The sequence below is a fragment of the Microbulbifer agarilyticus genome (assembly GCF_019800665.1).
GTDB classification, from domain to species: Bacteria; Pseudomonadota; Gammaproteobacteria; order Pseudomonadales; family Cellvibrionaceae; genus Microbulbifer; species Microbulbifer agarilyticus_C.
In genome coordinates this window covers 402,015-417,811 of the sequence record NZ_JAHVKO010000005.1, presented here as the reverse complement: position 1 = coordinate 417,811, position 15,797 = coordinate 402,015, and the positions used below count along the sequence as shown (strand labels likewise).

Annotated in this window: 15 protein-coding genes; 5 read left to right on the top strand and 10 right to left on the bottom strand. The window is 55.1% G+C overall.

Features of this window, described 5'->3' with window-relative positions:
• Positions 1-75: 75 nt before the first annotated feature.
• Positions 76-930, top strand: a complete 855-nt coding sequence (locus KUV22_RS14570) for a redoxin domain-containing protein (protein ID WP_222232282.1) — start codon at positions 76-78, stop codon at positions 928-930.
• 156 nt (positions 931-1,086) lie between these two features.
• On the opposite strand, the gene KUV22_RS14565 is transcribed toward KUV22_RS14570, so the two are convergent.
• Positions 1,087-1,518: a hypothetical protein gene (locus KUV22_RS14565; RefSeq protein WP_222232280.1), complete on the bottom strand. Its 432-nt coding sequence runs from the start codon at positions 1,516-1,518 to the stop codon at positions 1,087-1,089.
• Between the two features lie 337 nt (positions 1,519-1,855).
• Here KUV22_RS14565 and KUV22_RS14560 point away from each other — a divergent pair, with 337 nt between their 5' ends.
• Together KUV22_RS14560 and KUV22_RS14555 are read left to right on the top strand one after the other, a co-directional pair.
• Complete coding sequence (locus KUV22_RS14560) at positions 1,856-2,326, top strand: methylglyoxal synthase (protein WP_222232279.1); 471 nt, start codon at positions 1,856-1,858, stop codon at positions 2,324-2,326.
• A 166-nt stretch (positions 2,327-2,492) separates the two neighbouring features.
• Entirely contained in the window at positions 2,493-2,915 is a 423-nt protein-coding gene (locus tag KUV22_RS14555; RefSeq protein WP_010132670.1) for an ExbD/TolR family protein, read from the top strand.
• A 161-nt stretch (positions 2,916-3,076) separates the two neighbouring features.
• On the opposite strand, the gene KUV22_RS14550 is transcribed toward KUV22_RS14555, so the two are convergent.
• Positions 3,077-3,859, bottom strand: coding sequence for a tryptophan 2,3-dioxygenase (locus tag KUV22_RS14550; RefSeq protein WP_222232277.1), 783 nt, complete (start codon positions 3,857-3,859; stop codon positions 3,077-3,079).
• A gap of 291 nt (positions 3,860-4,150) precedes the next feature.
• On the opposite strand from KUV22_RS14550, the gene KUV22_RS14545 reads away from it, so the two are divergent.
• On the top strand, positions 4,151-4,942 hold the full coding sequence (locus KUV22_RS14545) for an enoyl-CoA hydratase (protein WP_222232276.1): 792 nt from the start codon (positions 4,151-4,153) through the stop codon (positions 4,940-4,942).
• A 512-nt stretch (positions 4,943-5,454) separates the two neighbouring features.
• Positions 5,455-7,281, top strand: coding sequence for a sensor domain-containing diguanylate cyclase (locus tag KUV22_RS14540; protein WP_222232275.1), 1,827 nt, complete (start codon positions 5,455-5,457; stop codon positions 7,279-7,281).
• Positions 7,282-7,301: 20 nt separating this feature from the next.
• Here the strand turns inward: KUV22_RS14540 and glpQ are convergent, their stop codons facing one another.
• The 8 genes from glpQ to KUV22_RS14500 all read right to left on the bottom strand — a co-directional run bounded on the left by glpQ (position 7,302) and on the right by KUV22_RS14500 (position 15,783).
• Entirely contained in the window at positions 7,302-8,384 is a 1,083-nt protein-coding gene (gene glpQ, locus KUV22_RS14535; protein WP_222232274.1) for a glycerophosphodiester phosphodiesterase, read from the bottom strand.
• Between the two features lie 170 nt (positions 8,385-8,554).
• Positions 8,555-10,006, bottom strand: a complete 1,452-nt coding sequence (locus KUV22_RS14530; protein WP_222232273.1) for a M48 family metalloprotease — start codon at positions 10,004-10,006, stop codon at positions 8,555-8,557.
• A 49-nt stretch (positions 10,007-10,055) separates the two neighbouring features.
• On the bottom strand, positions 10,056-10,742 hold the full coding sequence (locus KUV22_RS14525; RefSeq protein WP_224919077.1) for a hypothetical protein: 687 nt from the start codon (positions 10,740-10,742) through the stop codon (positions 10,056-10,058).
• A 76-nt stretch (positions 10,743-10,818) separates the two neighbouring features.
• Positions 10,819-11,445 (bottom strand): hypothetical protein, encoded by a 627-nt coding sequence (locus KUV22_RS14520; protein ID WP_222232272.1) that lies wholly within the window; start codon positions 11,443-11,445, stop codon positions 10,819-10,821.
• A gap of 71 nt (positions 11,446-11,516) precedes the next feature.
• Positions 11,517-12,518: a vWA domain-containing protein gene (locus KUV22_RS14515; RefSeq protein ID WP_222232271.1), complete on the bottom strand. Its 1,002-nt coding sequence runs from the start codon at positions 12,516-12,518 to the stop codon at positions 11,517-11,519.
• The gene (locus KUV22_RS14510; RefSeq protein ID WP_222232270.1) at positions 12,515-13,597 is read right to left on the bottom strand and encodes a vWA domain-containing protein; all 1,083 of its coding nucleotides are present in this window, start codon (positions 13,595-13,597) and stop codon (positions 12,515-12,517) included. The genes KUV22_RS14515 and KUV22_RS14510 overlap by 4 nt, the downstream gene beginning before the upstream one ends.
• Positions 13,587-14,891: a hypothetical protein gene (locus KUV22_RS14505; RefSeq protein WP_222232269.1), complete on the bottom strand. Its 1,305-nt coding sequence runs from the start codon at positions 14,889-14,891 to the stop codon at positions 13,587-13,589. The genes KUV22_RS14510 and KUV22_RS14505 overlap by 11 nt, the downstream gene beginning before the upstream one ends.
• A gap of 97 nt (positions 14,892-14,988) precedes the next feature.
• Positions 14,989-15,783: a MotA/TolQ/ExbB proton channel family protein gene (locus tag KUV22_RS14500; protein WP_010132654.1), complete on the bottom strand. Its 795-nt coding sequence runs from the start codon at positions 15,781-15,783 to the stop codon at positions 14,989-14,991.
• Positions 15,784-15,797 lie beyond the last annotated feature (14 nt).

Genomic DNA, 15,797 nt, shown 5'->3' with positions numbered 1-15,797 from the left:
GTGGAATTCATCGCGCTAATTGCAGCTTATTTATATACTTGATTGCAAGTGTTTTAGGGGCGTTTTTACTCTGTAATGAATAAATTTAAGGTTTTTTTTACTTTTTTTGCCTTTAGCTGGCTATTGGCGTGTGGTGTTGGTGCTTTTTGTCCATTAATTGGCAGTGCTGCGGCGTCTGAAAAACTCGCCTGGGCGGGCGTAATTTTGAATGCGCTGGCGCTGCCGGTGTGGATTTGGCTACGTTATTTGTACCCGCAGAAATTTCACGGAGATATTCGAGAATCCAATGCGTTTCTCGCTGTGTTAATCGGTCTTGCGGTTGCGCTACTGGCAGATGGACAGCTCGGCCTGCCCATTTACCTGGTAATTGCGAATCTTTTTGTCGTTTTACTTTATCTCTATCACTTCAGTTCGGTTTCACACCCTTCATTACCCGGCATTAACCAGCAGTTCCCCGATCTGGAAGAGCAAACAGGGGAAAACTGTAATATCTCGGACTTTTGTCGCGAACGGGAGCTGGATGGGGCCTTCGTGGTGTTTCTGCGGGGGAGTTTTTGTGCCGATAGTCGGAGTCAGCTAGCAAGCTTCGAACGCCTTCTGCCGCAGTTGCAAAAGAGAAACATTGGATTACTGCTCTTTAGCGCGCAGCCAATGTCTTCTTGGGCGAAAGCTTTCTCTCGGCGGGATATTCCAGCACCTGTTGAACTTACCGTGCATCAGCTGGAGGAATCTTCTCAGGATTATCCCTTATTCGTCGCGCGACAAGGTGCGCCCTTATTGATGTACCCGTGGCAATCGGCGGCGGCGCGGCCCAGTGCCTGGCTTGTGGACAGCGAGGGGGTAATCTTGTGGCGAGAGCTGGCGGCGAACTACCGCACGCCGGCGCGAGCGGATTTACTGCGTGCCCAGTGGTTCCGGCTTGTGGACTGAGTGCAAGTGCGTAAAAAAGGGCAAATTGCCTCAATATAATAAGAAGGCGTATCGCCGTGAGCGATACGCCTTCTTTTATGTGTGAGCGATATGAAAAGGGCAACTGGTTGCGCTGGGCGGTAGACCTTGCTCGCCCAATTCTTCCCTTGCCGCTGATTAAAGTGGGCCGTAGGGCAGGTAGCGATTGTCGGAGTTACCGCGAATCCATAAAAGTTGCTCGCGACTCAGTGGGGCTTTGCGTCGGCGGAGGGATTTTGCCAGCGGGATAACCGGAGATTCTGCACCGCCCTGCCAATCCAGTTGTGCTTCCGCCAGGGTGAAAAAGCGGATCAAAGCCCACAGTTGTTCTGGCTCCCAGTTCGCGGCTTCTTCCAGCCACTGGGCTGCGGGTAACCCCGCGAGCCAGCTTGCCGAGCGGAGTGTTTCCGGAAGTTCGGCTAATTCGGTGTTCTCTTGGGCGTGCGAGGATTCCGGGGCGGAAGAGCCTTCCACTAGTTCCAGTATCTGCGTTAGCAGAGTGGGGTCGATTTTTTCTCGGGACTGATCATTGGAGGCCTGCTTGGCTGGTTCCCATGCGCCGACGCTCATACATACTCCTTTAGGAAAACTTGCCCGCAATTGGGTACAACAACTGGGGATTATACATTGGGTTTACGGTGTGCGGACCTCGAACCCAGGATGTAGAACAACGGCTTTGTGGGGGTGGTAACCCGATAACGGTAGCGCGCTTCCTTGTCGGGGAGGATTGCGGCGTTGGGCGATGACAGGACAGATGACATGGCAATAGATGCCGGGCGTGGAATTTTGCATAATTCTGCCACGCGAAGAAATTCGACTTGTTGCCTTCTATCATGTCTCTCGGTTCGCGAATGGTAGAGAAGGGCTGGCGACAGATAAAACTGACCCGATTTTAGCTGGAGGTCACATGAACACGATCGACAAGCCGATTGCTGCAGAAAAGCGCATCGCGCTGGTAGCCCACGACAACCGCAAGCAAGGACTCATTGACTGGTGCCAAAAGCACCGGGCCATTCTTGAGCAACATCAATTGCTCGGTACCGGTACCACAGGCTCCCAGATTGAATCGTCCACGGGAATGCGTGTGGAAAAGCTTTTCAGCGGCCCTATGGGCGGTGACCAGCAGTTGGGTGCGAAGATCTGCCAGGGTGATGTGGATATCCTGATTTTCTTTTGGGACCCCTTTGAGCCCATGCCCCACGACCCGGATGTGAAAGCACTGCTGCGAATCGCCGCGGTGTGGAATATTCCAGTGGCATGTAATGCGAGCAGTGCGGATATGATGATTCATTCGGCTCTGATGTCGCAGAGTTTCGCCCGCGAAGTACCTGACTATCAGAGCTATCTAGCTAGTCGGACCGGCGATTTTGCTGTATAAAATGTGAGCTTTCGGGTATGCTGCTCTTCGTAAGTCATTGATTTGTAAAGCTTATGTTGTGGTTGTGCAGGTTGCACTTGCATTGGTGGCCATTTCCCGGCAATCTTGCCCCCCTGATTAGACCGGTGAATCCGGCGAATTCGAATCAAAAACTGTACGGTGTTTTATGAGTAGACGACGCGGTAAGGCCGTAGAAGAAGAAAAAGCGGATATCGACCTGACGCCCATGTTGGACGTCGTATTCATCATGTTGATCTTCTTCATCGTGACGGCATCCTTCGTAAAAGAGAAGGCGCTGGACGTGAATGTACCGGATCCGGATCAGCAGGTAGAGACTCCGCCGGACCCCGACAAGCAGAATATCCTGATCAGCGTGAACTCCGCTGACGAAATCTGGATGGGCCCGACTCGAGTGGACAGCCGTGCAGTACGTGCACGTATTGCCCAGCTCTTCGCGGAGAACCCGCAGGCGATCGTGATTATCCGTGCGCACAACAAGTCCAGCGCGGACACTTACGTGACCATCGCTGACGCGGCGAAAGAGGTAAACCCGAACATTCAGGTTTCCCTGGTACCGTTCGAAGACTGATCTGCGTAGAGAGTGTCCCGCGGGAGCCGCTCTCTCACAGGATCAAAAAAAGCCAGCACATGCTGGCTTTTTTTATGCCTGGAATTTGGCGCTGGGGAGTCGGGGCCGGGGGATTGCGCTTAGCCACGAGCGGCCGATTGTGACCGCTCGTGGACGTGGGCTTAAAACTCGGAGCGAATTGCCCACAGGTCGGGGAATACCGGCTTGAACAGGGTGCTTTGCAGGTAGCCCACGCCGCTGGAGCCACCGGTGCCCATTTTGCTGCCGATGGTCCTCTCCACCATCTTCACGTGGCGATAGCGCCACTGCTGCAGGGAGGTATCGATATCCACCAGTGCCTCACAGATATCGCTTACCAGCGGGTCATTGCGATAAACGTCGATCAACACGGTTTGCACCGCCGGGGACGGCTCTGCCACCTGGCTGAAATCCCGGTTTAGTACACTGTCTGGAATGGCGTGCCCCTCGTGGGCGAGAAACTGCAGGAAGGCGTCCCACAAGGTAGGGGCTTCGAGACGCGTTTGCAGGCGCTGATAGTGCTCCGAACCCGGCTCGTAGTTCTGCAGCTTGCGCGGGTCCTTGGCGCCGTAGAGGAATTCCAGTTCGCGGAATTGATAGGACTGAAAGCCGCTGGCGGTGGACAGTCGGTCGCGAAAGGACATGAACTCGAGCGGTGTGAGCGTCTCCAGGATGTCTACCTGCTGGATAAGCGTGCGGTAAATTGCATCGACCCGCTTGAGAGTGTGCAGGGCGCGATTGCGCTCTCCCGCGCAGAACAGGCGCACCAGAAAGTCCAGTTCATGCAGCAGCTGCTTGAACCACAGTTCGTAACTCTGGTGGATAACAATAAACAGTAATTCGTCGTGTTCGGGGCCTGCGGAGAGCGGTTGCTGGCATTCCAGCAGCTCGTCTACCTTCAGGTAAGAGCTGTAGGTAACGGTCATGTCAGAGGATTCCTTTTGCCGAATACCGCCTGCTGCAATATATGTAACGGTATTCGCCGGTATATAAATTAAAAGTTGCGCAAACTTGCACCAATTTGGCCGCATTATAAGGTCGAAAGGTCAATTTTTGGAAAATACATTTCGCACCCTGTGACTGTGCTGCAGTCGCACGCCGGTTCGGCTTAGGTAATGCAAACTGGTCGAAATGGACCTCGTATGCGCACAATGACTGGCTAAACTAGCGCTAGACGGCCACGAATATAACGAAACCAAGTAATAGCGGAGCCCCGTATGCCAAGCCCTTTCGAAAGCCCCTGTGCAGAAATTGACGCCCAATTAAGCAACCGGGTTCTGGAGATCACCATTAATCGGCCAGAGCGTAAAAACGCGCTGACCAAGGCCATGTACTCAGCCATGGCACAGCTGTTTCGCGATGCGGCCGCCAACCCGGAGGTGCGGGTAGTCATTCTCACCGGTGCCGGTGGCGCTTTTACCAGCGGTAATGACCTGACGGATTTCCTGGATGGTTCGGCGTCCAGTAAAGACTCCCCCGTATTCCAGTTTATGACCGCGCTGTACGAGTTTCCCAAGCCGGTTGTTGCTGCGGTCAGCGGCGTGGCTGTGGGTATCGGTACCACGCTGTTGCTGCACTGTGATTTGGCGATCGCGGAAGATCATGCAATGTTCCAGATGCCCTTTGTAAACTTGGGCCTGTGCCCGGAGTATGCCTCCAGCCTGCTTTTGCCGCGTATCATGGGGCACGTCAAGGCCTCCGAGTTGCTGCTGCTGGGGAACAAGTTTGATGCGCAGACCGCGGCAAATGTGAATATCTGCAACGAGGTCGTATTTTCTGGCGAGGCTCTGGGACGCGCACGCGAATATGCCCAAGAGCTCGCCAAAAGGGCGCCCGAAGCGGTGCGCCTGAGTAAAAAACTGCTGCGCCAGGGCACCTATGAGAGCGGCATGGCGGTGATTCGGGAAGAAGCACTGCACTTCCAGCAGCGCCTGCAGTCGGAGGAGTTTCGCGAGGCGGCTACGGCCTTTATGGAAAAGCGCCCGGCAGATTTTTCACAATTTGAGTGACAAACTGTTACATAGCGGCTCGCCTCAGTAGCCTCGTCTTGTGGTGTACGAGGCGAGCTGACATGTAGAACAGACTTCGAAAATGGTCGCCCTAAGGCGGCCATTTTTGTTTGCTTGTGCCGATATAAGAGTTTTTGATTGCTTGGCTGGCCGGGACCGGTTTGATCTGGGTGGTGTGCTTGCCCACTTGAGTGGCTGTGGGGCGAACCTTGCGTTATCAGGCCCACAATCAACCGTGCTTCTGTGGCGCTGACCCGGTAAACTGGCTGTCAGTTAAACGGGACTTACGCGTTCCGTGCAGGCTCCTCGGGCCAAGTTACCAGCGTCGAAGAATAATATGGCTGGGAAACGCTCTGCTGCGAGGCTTGTAAAGCTCAGCAATTGATTGAATAACTCTTATAACTGGCAATTTCGGGCTGTCCATGAACGCCACTCTGTCCTCGTTAGGGGTCTCTAATGTGTCTGTATTGCGCTGGTTAAGGCGGGCCCAGACGCGTGTTTTTGCGATACTGATGCTGCTTCTCATTCCCGTTTCGGTGCTTGCCCAGGTCGCTACAAGTGTTGGTTATGGTGAAGAGGGCGGTCAGCGCACCGGGCAGGCGCGTATCTGGCATGACCCGAGTGGGCAGGCAACGCTCGCGGACGCTCTGGCGGCGCTGGAGTCGGGCAGCTTTTCCCCGCTGGCGGGCGGTGGTTCCACCGGGCTGCAACAGGGTAGTTACTGGTCTTACTTTGAGCTGCACAATACTCAGCAGCAGATACTTCCGCTGCACCTGGAATATGTGGATCACCAGTTAATCCGCCTGCAGGCATTTGCGCGCGGCGAATCCGCCGCAGATTTCCATGAACTTGTCGATCTGGCGATGGGAGAACCTTTTGCCCTGCGTCCGGTGTTTCACAATCGTTTTGTGGTACCTGTGGAGCTGTCTCCCGGTGAGACGGTGAAGTTCTTGGTGCGCTACGATTCTGAGGAAGCCGGCTTTGTATTCCCCTCGATGCGAATCTGGGCTCCGGACGCGCTAAGCAAATCCCACACTGGTGAAACCGCAATACTCGCGTTCCTGTTCGGCGGTATTGCACTGATCTCACTGTTCTCACTGATTGTCGGCATTACCACGGGCGATTCCAGTTTCTTTGCCTATTTCGTGTATGGCATTTCCAAAATCGTTGCCTGGGGTACGATTCTCGGGTTCACCCATCAGTATGTTTTGCAGCAGGACTTCCACTGGAGCTATATGTCTGCCACCGGGGCGGTCAGCATATTGTGTGGTGTGATATTTGATCGCCTGTTTCTGCAAACCCGCAAGTACACCCCGCGTCTTGATTACATCCTCATCTTGATGATGGTGAATGCCGGCATTTTGCTGGTTAGCGCAATACTGCAGATCAAAACCGTTGCGTTGATCTCGATTACCCTGGCGCTGTTGCTGTATCCGGCCTCCACCGTGATCGCACTGGTGCGCTGGCGGCAGGGTTCCAGCGAAGCGGCAGTATTTGCCGTGGGTTGGACACTGTTACTGGCCGGGCTCTTCTATCAGGCACTGCGTGACCTCGGTGTGGTTGATCACAACCTAGTGAACTATTACCTGCCGCCGCTGAGCTCCTTCGTCGAAATGGTGACCATTATGGCCGCCATGGGGATCAAGCTGCGCAGGGTGCGCTTGCAGGCATTGGAGTCGGAGCGCCAGTATCGCCGGCACCTGGAACAGTCGAAGGTTAAGCTCGAGGGCCTCGTGCGTGCGCGTACGGAAGAGCTGGAGAAAGCGAAGCAGCTTGCCGAAATAGAAGCGCGCACGGATCCCCTCACCGGCATCCGCAATCGCCGCAGTTTCCTTGCGGATGCTGAACTGTGTATCAAGCGCGCCTATCGCCAGAATGAACCCGCCAGCTTGTTGATGTTTGATATCGATCACTTCAAGTCCATCAATGATGAACACGGGCACGGGGTGGGTGATGAAGCGCTGTGCAAGTTCAGTGCGGCGATTCAAACCAAAATACGCGAGACAGACGTGTTTGGCCGCCTGGGTGGTGAGGAGTTTGCGCTATTGATTACCGAATCCAAGCCGGACTCCCTGCATACCGCGGAGCGGTTGCGAGACGCTATTGCCGGTATCCGCCTGCCAACCCCCGCAGGGGAGGTCAGCTTCACCTCGAGTATTGGCGTGGCACATTCCGATAAAGATATTTCCGTCGAGCAATTAATGCGTCAGGCCGACATGGCCTTGTACCGGGCCAAGCAGCAGGGACGTAATCAGGTAGTGGATTATGCTTCACCGGCCGATGTCGCAAGCGACCGGCGTGTGACTGCAGCCGACTCCGTGGATGTGGAGCCCGCCTGATTGCGTGAGCGTGGCTCCACCTAGGGCGAAACTTCCAGGGGCCTCTGTGTGCCACGTGTTGACAGGTAACTGCGAACCTTATCCGGATGGTCGGTAAACAGACCATCAACTTGCAGTTGCTCCACATATAGCCCAATAAACTCCTCAAAATCACGGTAAGCATCCGGGATCTGCAGAGGGTCCGCGCGGAATGTGTATGGGTGTACCTGCAGCCCCAGTTTGCGCGCCTCCGTTAGCAGTGTGTCTTCTGTTCCCTCTTCGGTTACCAGCATTGGGTACCAGGGGCCGATGCCGACAGCGTAGTCCGCGATCTTTTGCAGCCCTTGCGGTGTGCGCATCCAGTCGTAATCGTAGTTGTGCCACTGTCCCGCTCGCTTTATTCGTTTCTCTTCCCAGTCGGTTTCGGCGATCAATTGCACGAGAGGGATATCCATATTCATCGAGGGCAGTAGCTCACTATGAATGCGCTGAAGCTCTTCCGCATCAAACGACTGCAGGTAGACCTTGCTAGCGGGCTTTGTATAGCCGTACCGCTTGAGGGTCTGCAGCACCATGCGGGAAATATCGCGCCCCTCCTGTGCGTGGAAATATGGCTTCTTGATCTCGGGATAAATCCCAGTGTTGTAGCCCAATGATCGGTTAAGGCCCTGAATAAGTTCCAGTTCCTCTTCAAACGTCGCCAGCTGGAATTGTGAATGCCACAGCGGGAAACGTTTGCCGTATTTTGGTACTTTTTTTCCAAGCACACTTACGAAGGGGCCCGTCACCCGTAATTGCTTGAGCTCTGGGAGAGTGAAGTCGATGGTATAGAAATGACCATCTTCACGGGCCCTATCTGGGAATTTGCTGGCGACATCGGTTACCTCGTCCAGATAAATGTCGTGCATTACGATCAGGTGGTTGTCTTTACTTAATACCAGATCTTGCTCGATATAATCCGCACCCATGGCGTAGGCGAGGGTTTTCGCTTCGAGTGTGTGTTCAGGCAAATAACCGGACGCGCCGCGATGCGCGATAACAATTGGATTGTTCCGCTCTGAGGCATACAGGCTCTGCGAAACAATGCAGGCGAGCGTAATAATAATGAAACAAAGAGAGCGCATGGCGGTATAGGCAATTGAAAATTTGCCTAAACATACCTGGACTGGATTGGAATAAAAATGGTGCAACGGCAGAAAGTGAATTGTGACAGAAGTGTGTCAGTTAGAGGTAAGGAAAAATTGAGGGGAAGAGTACGGGCGCCGCTTCCGGCGCCCGTACGGCTTGCGTCAAATTACTGAACGATTTTGATCCACTCGCCGGGCTTGGGTTCGCCGCGTGGATAGTAGCCGTTTAGCAGGCGCAATTGCTCTTCTGCGTACTCGCCGATCTCCATATGCCGGGCCAGCGATGAAAATGTCGTCTTTTCATTTGCCTGTACATAGCGGACGCGTTTGATGTCGGGCTTCACTATGTCCGTTTTACGTAATGGACGGAAGCTGCGAATACTCGTCATAAACAGGTTGTCGTATTCTGCCTGCTTCTCTTTATCCTCCGACTCCTCGGCAACTTTGCCTTCGAGGATGTATTGGCGGCTGCCATAGAACAGCACCGCGACACGGTCTGGTGAATCTCCAGTACGCACTGGCAGTTTGCCCGTGTGCCCTTCCAGGCGGTACTGGCTGAGCGCTTCGTCTTCCTCAAGGTTGCGTACGTCATATACGCCGCGCAGCGCCATATCGGCAGGCTGGTTTCCGTCGCGTTTGCCAACTCGAATTGTCATCGTGGCGGATTTATCCGGCGCGGTACCAACGATCGCACTGCGTTGATTTTCGACATTCCAGCCTTCGGGAAATAAAAGCGAAAAGCCCAGGCTCTTGTGATTGAATCGATTCTTTTCACTTTCCTGCGCATTCTGTCCGTAAACCAATCCGTCGGTGCGCTCGCGATAATACTCCACTTTGGTGATTTTCTTGTCTTCCGGTAACTCGCCGGCGGCCTCCACGACCTCCCGCAGGCGAATGTCATTACGCGGGTGGGATGAGAAGACGCCGTGATACGTCTGTTGTTTTTTCCCTTCGACCCTGGCGCGGCGCCGGGCAAAGGTTTCCTGATCCTTCAACAGCGCGATTACGTTGATCATTGATTGCGGGTCATACCCAGCGTTGTACATGTACTGGGCGCCAAAGCGGTCGGCCTCGAGTTCCATGTCACGGCCGTAGCCTTTCACCGCTGCGGTGCTCCAGAGGTTTGCCACATCGCCGACAACACCGCTGCCGGTAACCAGTACGGAAAGCACTGAGGCCACGCCTGCGCCGGTGGCAGCGGTCTTCTGCCGCACCGCATGGCGGGCGGTGATATGCCCAACCTCGTGGGCGAGCACTGCCGCCATCTCGGCCTCAGATTGCAGGTAAGTCAGCAGACCGCGGTTGATGTACACATAGCCGCCGGGCAGGGCAAAGGCGTTGATGTCCTGGCTGTCGATGATGGTGAAGTAATAGGTCAGGTCTGGACGATCGCTGGCCCGGGCAATTTTTTGCCCCACGTGTTCCACATAGGCATTCAGAATCGGATCGTTATAGATCGGCGTGCTGGCGACCAGTTTCTCGTGCATTTCACGCCCGATCTTTATCTCTTTCTCTTCTGACATCAGCACCAGGTCTGGCCGGTTGGTGGCTGGGTTGAATGCACAGCCCACTGCACTGGCGAGCAGAGCTGCGACCATAATTTTTTTGAATGTGTGCATGATGATCTCCTGTCTTATTCTCTCCGATCCTTAGCAAGGTGGTCGCCATTCAGTAACGACTGGCGGATTGTGGTGGTAATAAAAATTCTCGCAGTTGCGCGGCCATACCCTTGCACGCGTTGTTCTGTACCCGCGCAATTAGTGGGATGGGTACAACGATCGCGGGCATGTAAGAAGTGCCCTGGGCATCGGCGCTGATCTTTCCTGACAGCTCCTGATCGCGGAAATCCCATACCGAGGCCTCATAGTCAGATTCTTTGTCCCAGGTGCCGAAGCCGAAACAGCCGGCACCAGCGGTACTGATCGAGCAGCCAATGGAACCGGCGCTGGAGGTAGTTTCCGTTGAACCGTCAATCCACACGATGTACTTAACCCCATACTGCTCCATGCGGTCACGTACGTCCGGAATATCCATCAGTTTGCTCAGCGACTTGATATGCATGGGCGCCTTGCGTGGCTCAAACCATGGGTACAGGGCATCGACGAACTGCTGTTCTGGAATAACGTTCACCCCGCTCTCAGGGTTGTGCAGAGTGTCCCCGACACAGTCGATCAGGTCGGGTTCGGTTTCGTATTCACTGGAGTGTCGTCTGCCGAGAATCACCACAGAATCACCAACGGCCAGCTCACCGGTACTGCGCCGATATTCATCGATAACCACGGTGGTGCAGCCACCGGTGGATAGCGCTGCTGCGGCCAGTAGCAGTGGTGCTGCCAAATTACTCAGGGGTTTCACCGAACCATCCTCCTTGATGGGGCCTGCCAGATAGGGCTCGACCCGAACTCATAAATCCATTCTGCGCGGCTGCGGATTACTCGTCGCTAGTCGCTTCCTGCATACTCAGTGCGCGCTGCTTATTGGCGATAAATGCCTGCAGCTCCGGTACCTGTGCAAAACCGGTATAGAGTGTCGCGCCAGCATCGCGCAGCGCTACATTAATCGCCTGTGCCAGCGCGGCCTCTTGCGACTTCAAAAATGCGGTTGGCGTTTTTCCATATGCGGTAATCACCCACTCAGCCACCGAATCCCCGCGCTGGTTGTAGGCGTGCATGTCGTACTTGATCCAGACCTCAAAAATATTTACGCGGGTTTCCCGCGGCATGGTGAACTGGAGCTCACGCACTTCGGGCACAATCACCAGGTCCAGCCCCTGCGGCAGGTCGCTGGGATACTGGGAGAGGCTGATGGTCTCCCGGAACATTGAGCCGAGGACTGTCTCAAAAAGATTTTTCTGCGCACGCCCGGTGTTGATGTTCCACTCATCGCGGTCATCCCGGTTCTCGCTGTAGGTGAACTGTCGGAAGTCGTCGCTCAGAAAGACTCCCACGATCAGCGGGTGTTGGTTACCCACAGGGGTAGGGAATTGACCATCTACCGAAACGGTATGGGCGCAGGCGGTGAGTAGCACCATGGTCAGTATCGCGAAAAGCCTGCTCATTGTGCGAAGTCCAGTTAGCCAGATGTTCATTGTTTGCTCCCGGGCGATCCGTGCCCCTGGTCAAATTATTTTTACCGAAAATCGTTGAGTCCTACGAAGGTGCCGCCGTTGCGATAGGTGAGCTCCCGCATCAGCGCGGCAAAGCGCAGGCCAGTGGTCTGCAGGTGCAGTGGGCGCGAGAACTGGATCGGGAAGCCAATGGCATGAATACGGACCATGCGCTGGTCTTCGCCCCGTTGTGCATTCACGCGGTCAACGGCCATCATGACGTTGCGAATCGACTTGCCGGTAAATTCGTCGCCCAGTACGTAGATACTGATTTTCTTGTTGGGGTCATAGAAGGTCCGCACGGCTTTCTGGATCCCTTCTACCGGGCTTGAATTACTGAAGGGGTTCCAGGCGCGCAAGCGATCTAGCACTGCCTGGCGACGCCCCGGCGTATCAGGGATCCAGCGATTGCGATAATTGGAGAACATGTAGTCCCCCATATCGTTCATCACCTGGATGCCTTTCACGTTGGGATACAGGTTGAGTGTGTTGACCATCTCTTCGATCATGCGATCCCAGCCGTAATTGAACATACTGCCGGAGGTGTCGATGATGAACAGGATGTACTCGCTATCTACCGGGATACCGCCGATCACATTGTTCTTACGCTGATAGTTTTCACCGAGCAGGCGCTTCATTTCATCGGTCATGCTCTGCAGGGCGATGGTCAGCTCACCCTTCAGCTTGCCTTCCTCTGACTCGCTCTCGGTTTTGCGGGCGTATACCGCCTGTAGGGTTTCCAGCTCGCCCTTCAGCTTGGCAATGCGTTTGGTCTCTATATCCAGTTGTTCTTTCTTTGCGTTCAGGTCGCGGTTCAAAATGGTGGTTTCGCCGCGGATTTCTGCCAGTTGTTCCTGCAGTTCCTGCACTTGGCCGTCCAGATCCAGTTCCGCTTCTTCCAGCACGATCGGCTCCACGGTCTTTGCGATCATCAGCAGCAGGACGATCGCACCGAATCCACAACAGATAACGTCGAGAAAAGAAATGCTGAACTCTTCTTGCTGTCGCTTGCTACGTCTACTCATGGCCAGTCCTTAGAGGGTGCGAGGAAGGAGCCCTGGCTGTTCATTGCAAGCTTCCAGAACTCACTAGCGGCAAAGGGGTCACCCTCCATGGGGGCGAGTACCACATTGACCGGAATACTCTTGGGCAGCACCTTCACCGCATTGCGGAAGAGCTTCCGCCGGTCCTTGCCGGATATGGTGTTGCCGCGCGGTGCTTTCATGCCTTGGGTGGGCAGGCCGTCGGTGATCAGAATGATGTTGTCGGGCAGCGGAGACATATTGTTCACCGCATGGAAAATGCGCTCGAGACTGGTGCCGTTCTGTGGGACAACTTTATCCAACGACTTCATGGCCTCATCAATCTGGTCGCGATCATCGACATTCAGCCAGCGGTCTTCGGTGCCGACAATGGCGGCCTGAAAGCCGGTGTTGAATGTATAGATTTGATACTGGCTATCCTGTGGGAACTGGGCCACCAACCAGTTGACGGTTTGCTTGGCGCGGCGCCACTTTTCCGTATTGCGCTTGACCGAATCCGACATGTTGCGGGTACGGATGACCTTGATCAGCTCGTCGGCGAGCATACTGGCAGAGGAATCCAGCAGGATCAGGATCCGGTCACCGCCTAGGCGCAGACCAGTGAGGTATTGCCGGTCTCCATCACCGACAAACTTGCGCACGTTGTTGCCGAGCTTTTTGTTTTCTTCTTCTAGCTGTTTCTTGGCCTGTTCCAGCTTTTTCAGCTTTTCCTGCAGGCGGGCGATGTCCATCTCATCGGTCGTGCTGTCCACTTCGGCAAGATTGCCTTTTACCTCTTCAATCTGTTCCATGATCCGTCTAGCCAGCCCCTGGGCCTTGGCGAGTTCGTCACTGGTGGTATCGAGGGTGTTGCGGGCGAGCACCATGTGCTCACGGCCGAACTGAACCTCCTCCTGCAGAAGGTTTACTTCCGCCGACAGATCCTGGTTTTCCGCCTCAACGTCGTGATCCGAGCCATGTTTGATGATCAGGAAGATCAACGCCACGGCGCCAAACCCGCAGGACATGATGTCGAGAAATGACAGGCTGAACGTTGTAAAACGCCGGTTTTTACGCGCCATATTGTTCCACGCTGATCGCAGTTATTACGCCGTCGAAATCCGCCACGCCAATCCGGTCACCTGCGGCCAGGTTTACCGGGGCGGAAATGGATTCGCCGTTCAACATCAAGTCCGCACCGGCATCCACGCGCAATGCCAGGCGCCCGGCGTGATTGGTGATGGTGGCCGCGGGGTGGGTGGGTGGCGTAGGGGTGACGTCCAGCTTGCCGTTCTGCCAGCTCACAAACAGCGGCTGTTGTGCGGCGAGGGCGCGGTGCCCATGTAACAGGTGGGTAGCACCAGCTTCTGCGGCCGCATTGACCTGTACGGCGACATCGTGCGCTTCCGCCGCACGCAGGCTGGTGATCAGTCGCAGATTGCCGGTTTCCGAGTGCAGTTCCTGCCAGTGGGTTTCCACCGCCTGCGCCACGGCATTGTGGGGCAGCAAGTGAATGCGTTCAGCGAGCTGTGCGCCGCCCGGTATTTCTGCCCAGCGATGCGAGACGAATACCACACTGTTGGCGTCGCCGAGATTGTCGATCATCGCTCGCACCCGTGAGAGGATGGGGGTGCTCGCATCCTGCAGCTGACGCAGGCTGACCTTTGCGGTGCGGTCGTCCAGTTCTGCCATAACTTCACCCTGGCGCATCGCGCGGGCTATCCACTGCGGCAGCAGGTCATACAGTTGTTGCTCAGCTTCGGCCGAGTGGAACGGATCGAATCGGCACTGCATCACGAAGGCGTCGCTAAACACACGGGCCCAGGCTTCCTGAAAATGCTGGAGACCGGAATCGGTGACGGTTTCCGCAATCTCCAGCTCCGCATGTTCATGTACCTCTACACGGCTCACCAGTGTCTGGTGCCGGTGCAGTTCCACATGCAGATGGCCGCCGCGCGGTGCGCAGCTGCTGATGCAGGCAACTGCGCTATCGATCAGGGTGACGCTGTTGAATGCACTTTCCTTCACGACACCGAGTAACAGGGCCAGTTGTTCATGGGTAAAGTTGCCGGGTACCGCAAGGGCGACCTCATCTGGCAGATCACAGAGCTCCGCGATGTGCTTGAGCTGACAAAAAGCAAGATCCGCATGGTGACGGCATCCCGGATTGTTCGACTTTACCGACTCCAGGCTCAGTCGCCGCCAGAACTGATGATTAACCTCGGTGGGGTGGCTGCGCGCACGCATTAGTGCGGCGGTACCGGTAATGATCTCGCGGCTGTTAATAATCGCGACCCCCGGGCTTTCGAGGATTTCATTAGTGCCATCGAAAACACGCAGGCCGCAGTCGTTAATTTCCAGTACACCCTTGCTCATGCCAATTCCTGTTTTGCTCTGGGCAGTCAGGTCCGTGACTTGCCGAATCTCTGGTTAACCGGGATTCCCGGCATTGCTCAAATCTTTTCTCCGTCGCTTAACTCACCTTGAGGAAACGGAGTAATTTGTTGTCGCAATAGTTCTGTGTATCCAGTACCAGCCGCTCCTGCATCAGCTGTAGCTGGTGGGTGAAAAACATAATGACGATGCTGATTACCAGCGCTACAAAGGTGGAGTTGAAAGCCACACCGAGGCTCACGGTGACGCCAGCAATATCGCCTTCTACTGCGCGATGGGCTTGAGCCAGGGCTTCACCAATACCGCGCACGGTGCCGATAAATCCGATCGAGGGAATAGCCCAGGTGATGTACCGCACCATGGCCAATTCACTATCCAGACGATCCCCCTCCGTTTCACACACTTCCTTCACGGAGTTTGAGACTGCGGCGACATTGCGGGTGGATCCAAAACGCTGCAGTGCGGTCAGCAGTGCGCGGGGAAGTAAAAAGTTGCGTTCGTCTTCAGGCAGTGCCTGGATTGGCCGCGAAAGATCCCGGGCATCTTCCGGCAGTATTGGTGTCCCCTCGCTGACATTGAGTAATGCCTCGTCCAGCAGTTTGCGCTCACGGATGGAGCGTCGCGCTTTAAGCCCCATGATGGCCATGGCCCATAGCATCAGGACAAAACAGGCTTCCTGTTCATAGTCGCGCATCACAATGTAGAGGGACCGCTGTTGTGCGTAGGTTTCCCCGGCTTCTTCACGTGCCATCTGTTCTGCGATCAAGGCATCCGCATTTGGGCGGATAATCGCTACATAGATGGCATGGACCAGGATGATGGCCCCGAGCAGGGCAAACAGCTGGAACATAAAATCTGAAGACTTGAATTTCATGAGATTTCCCGCTT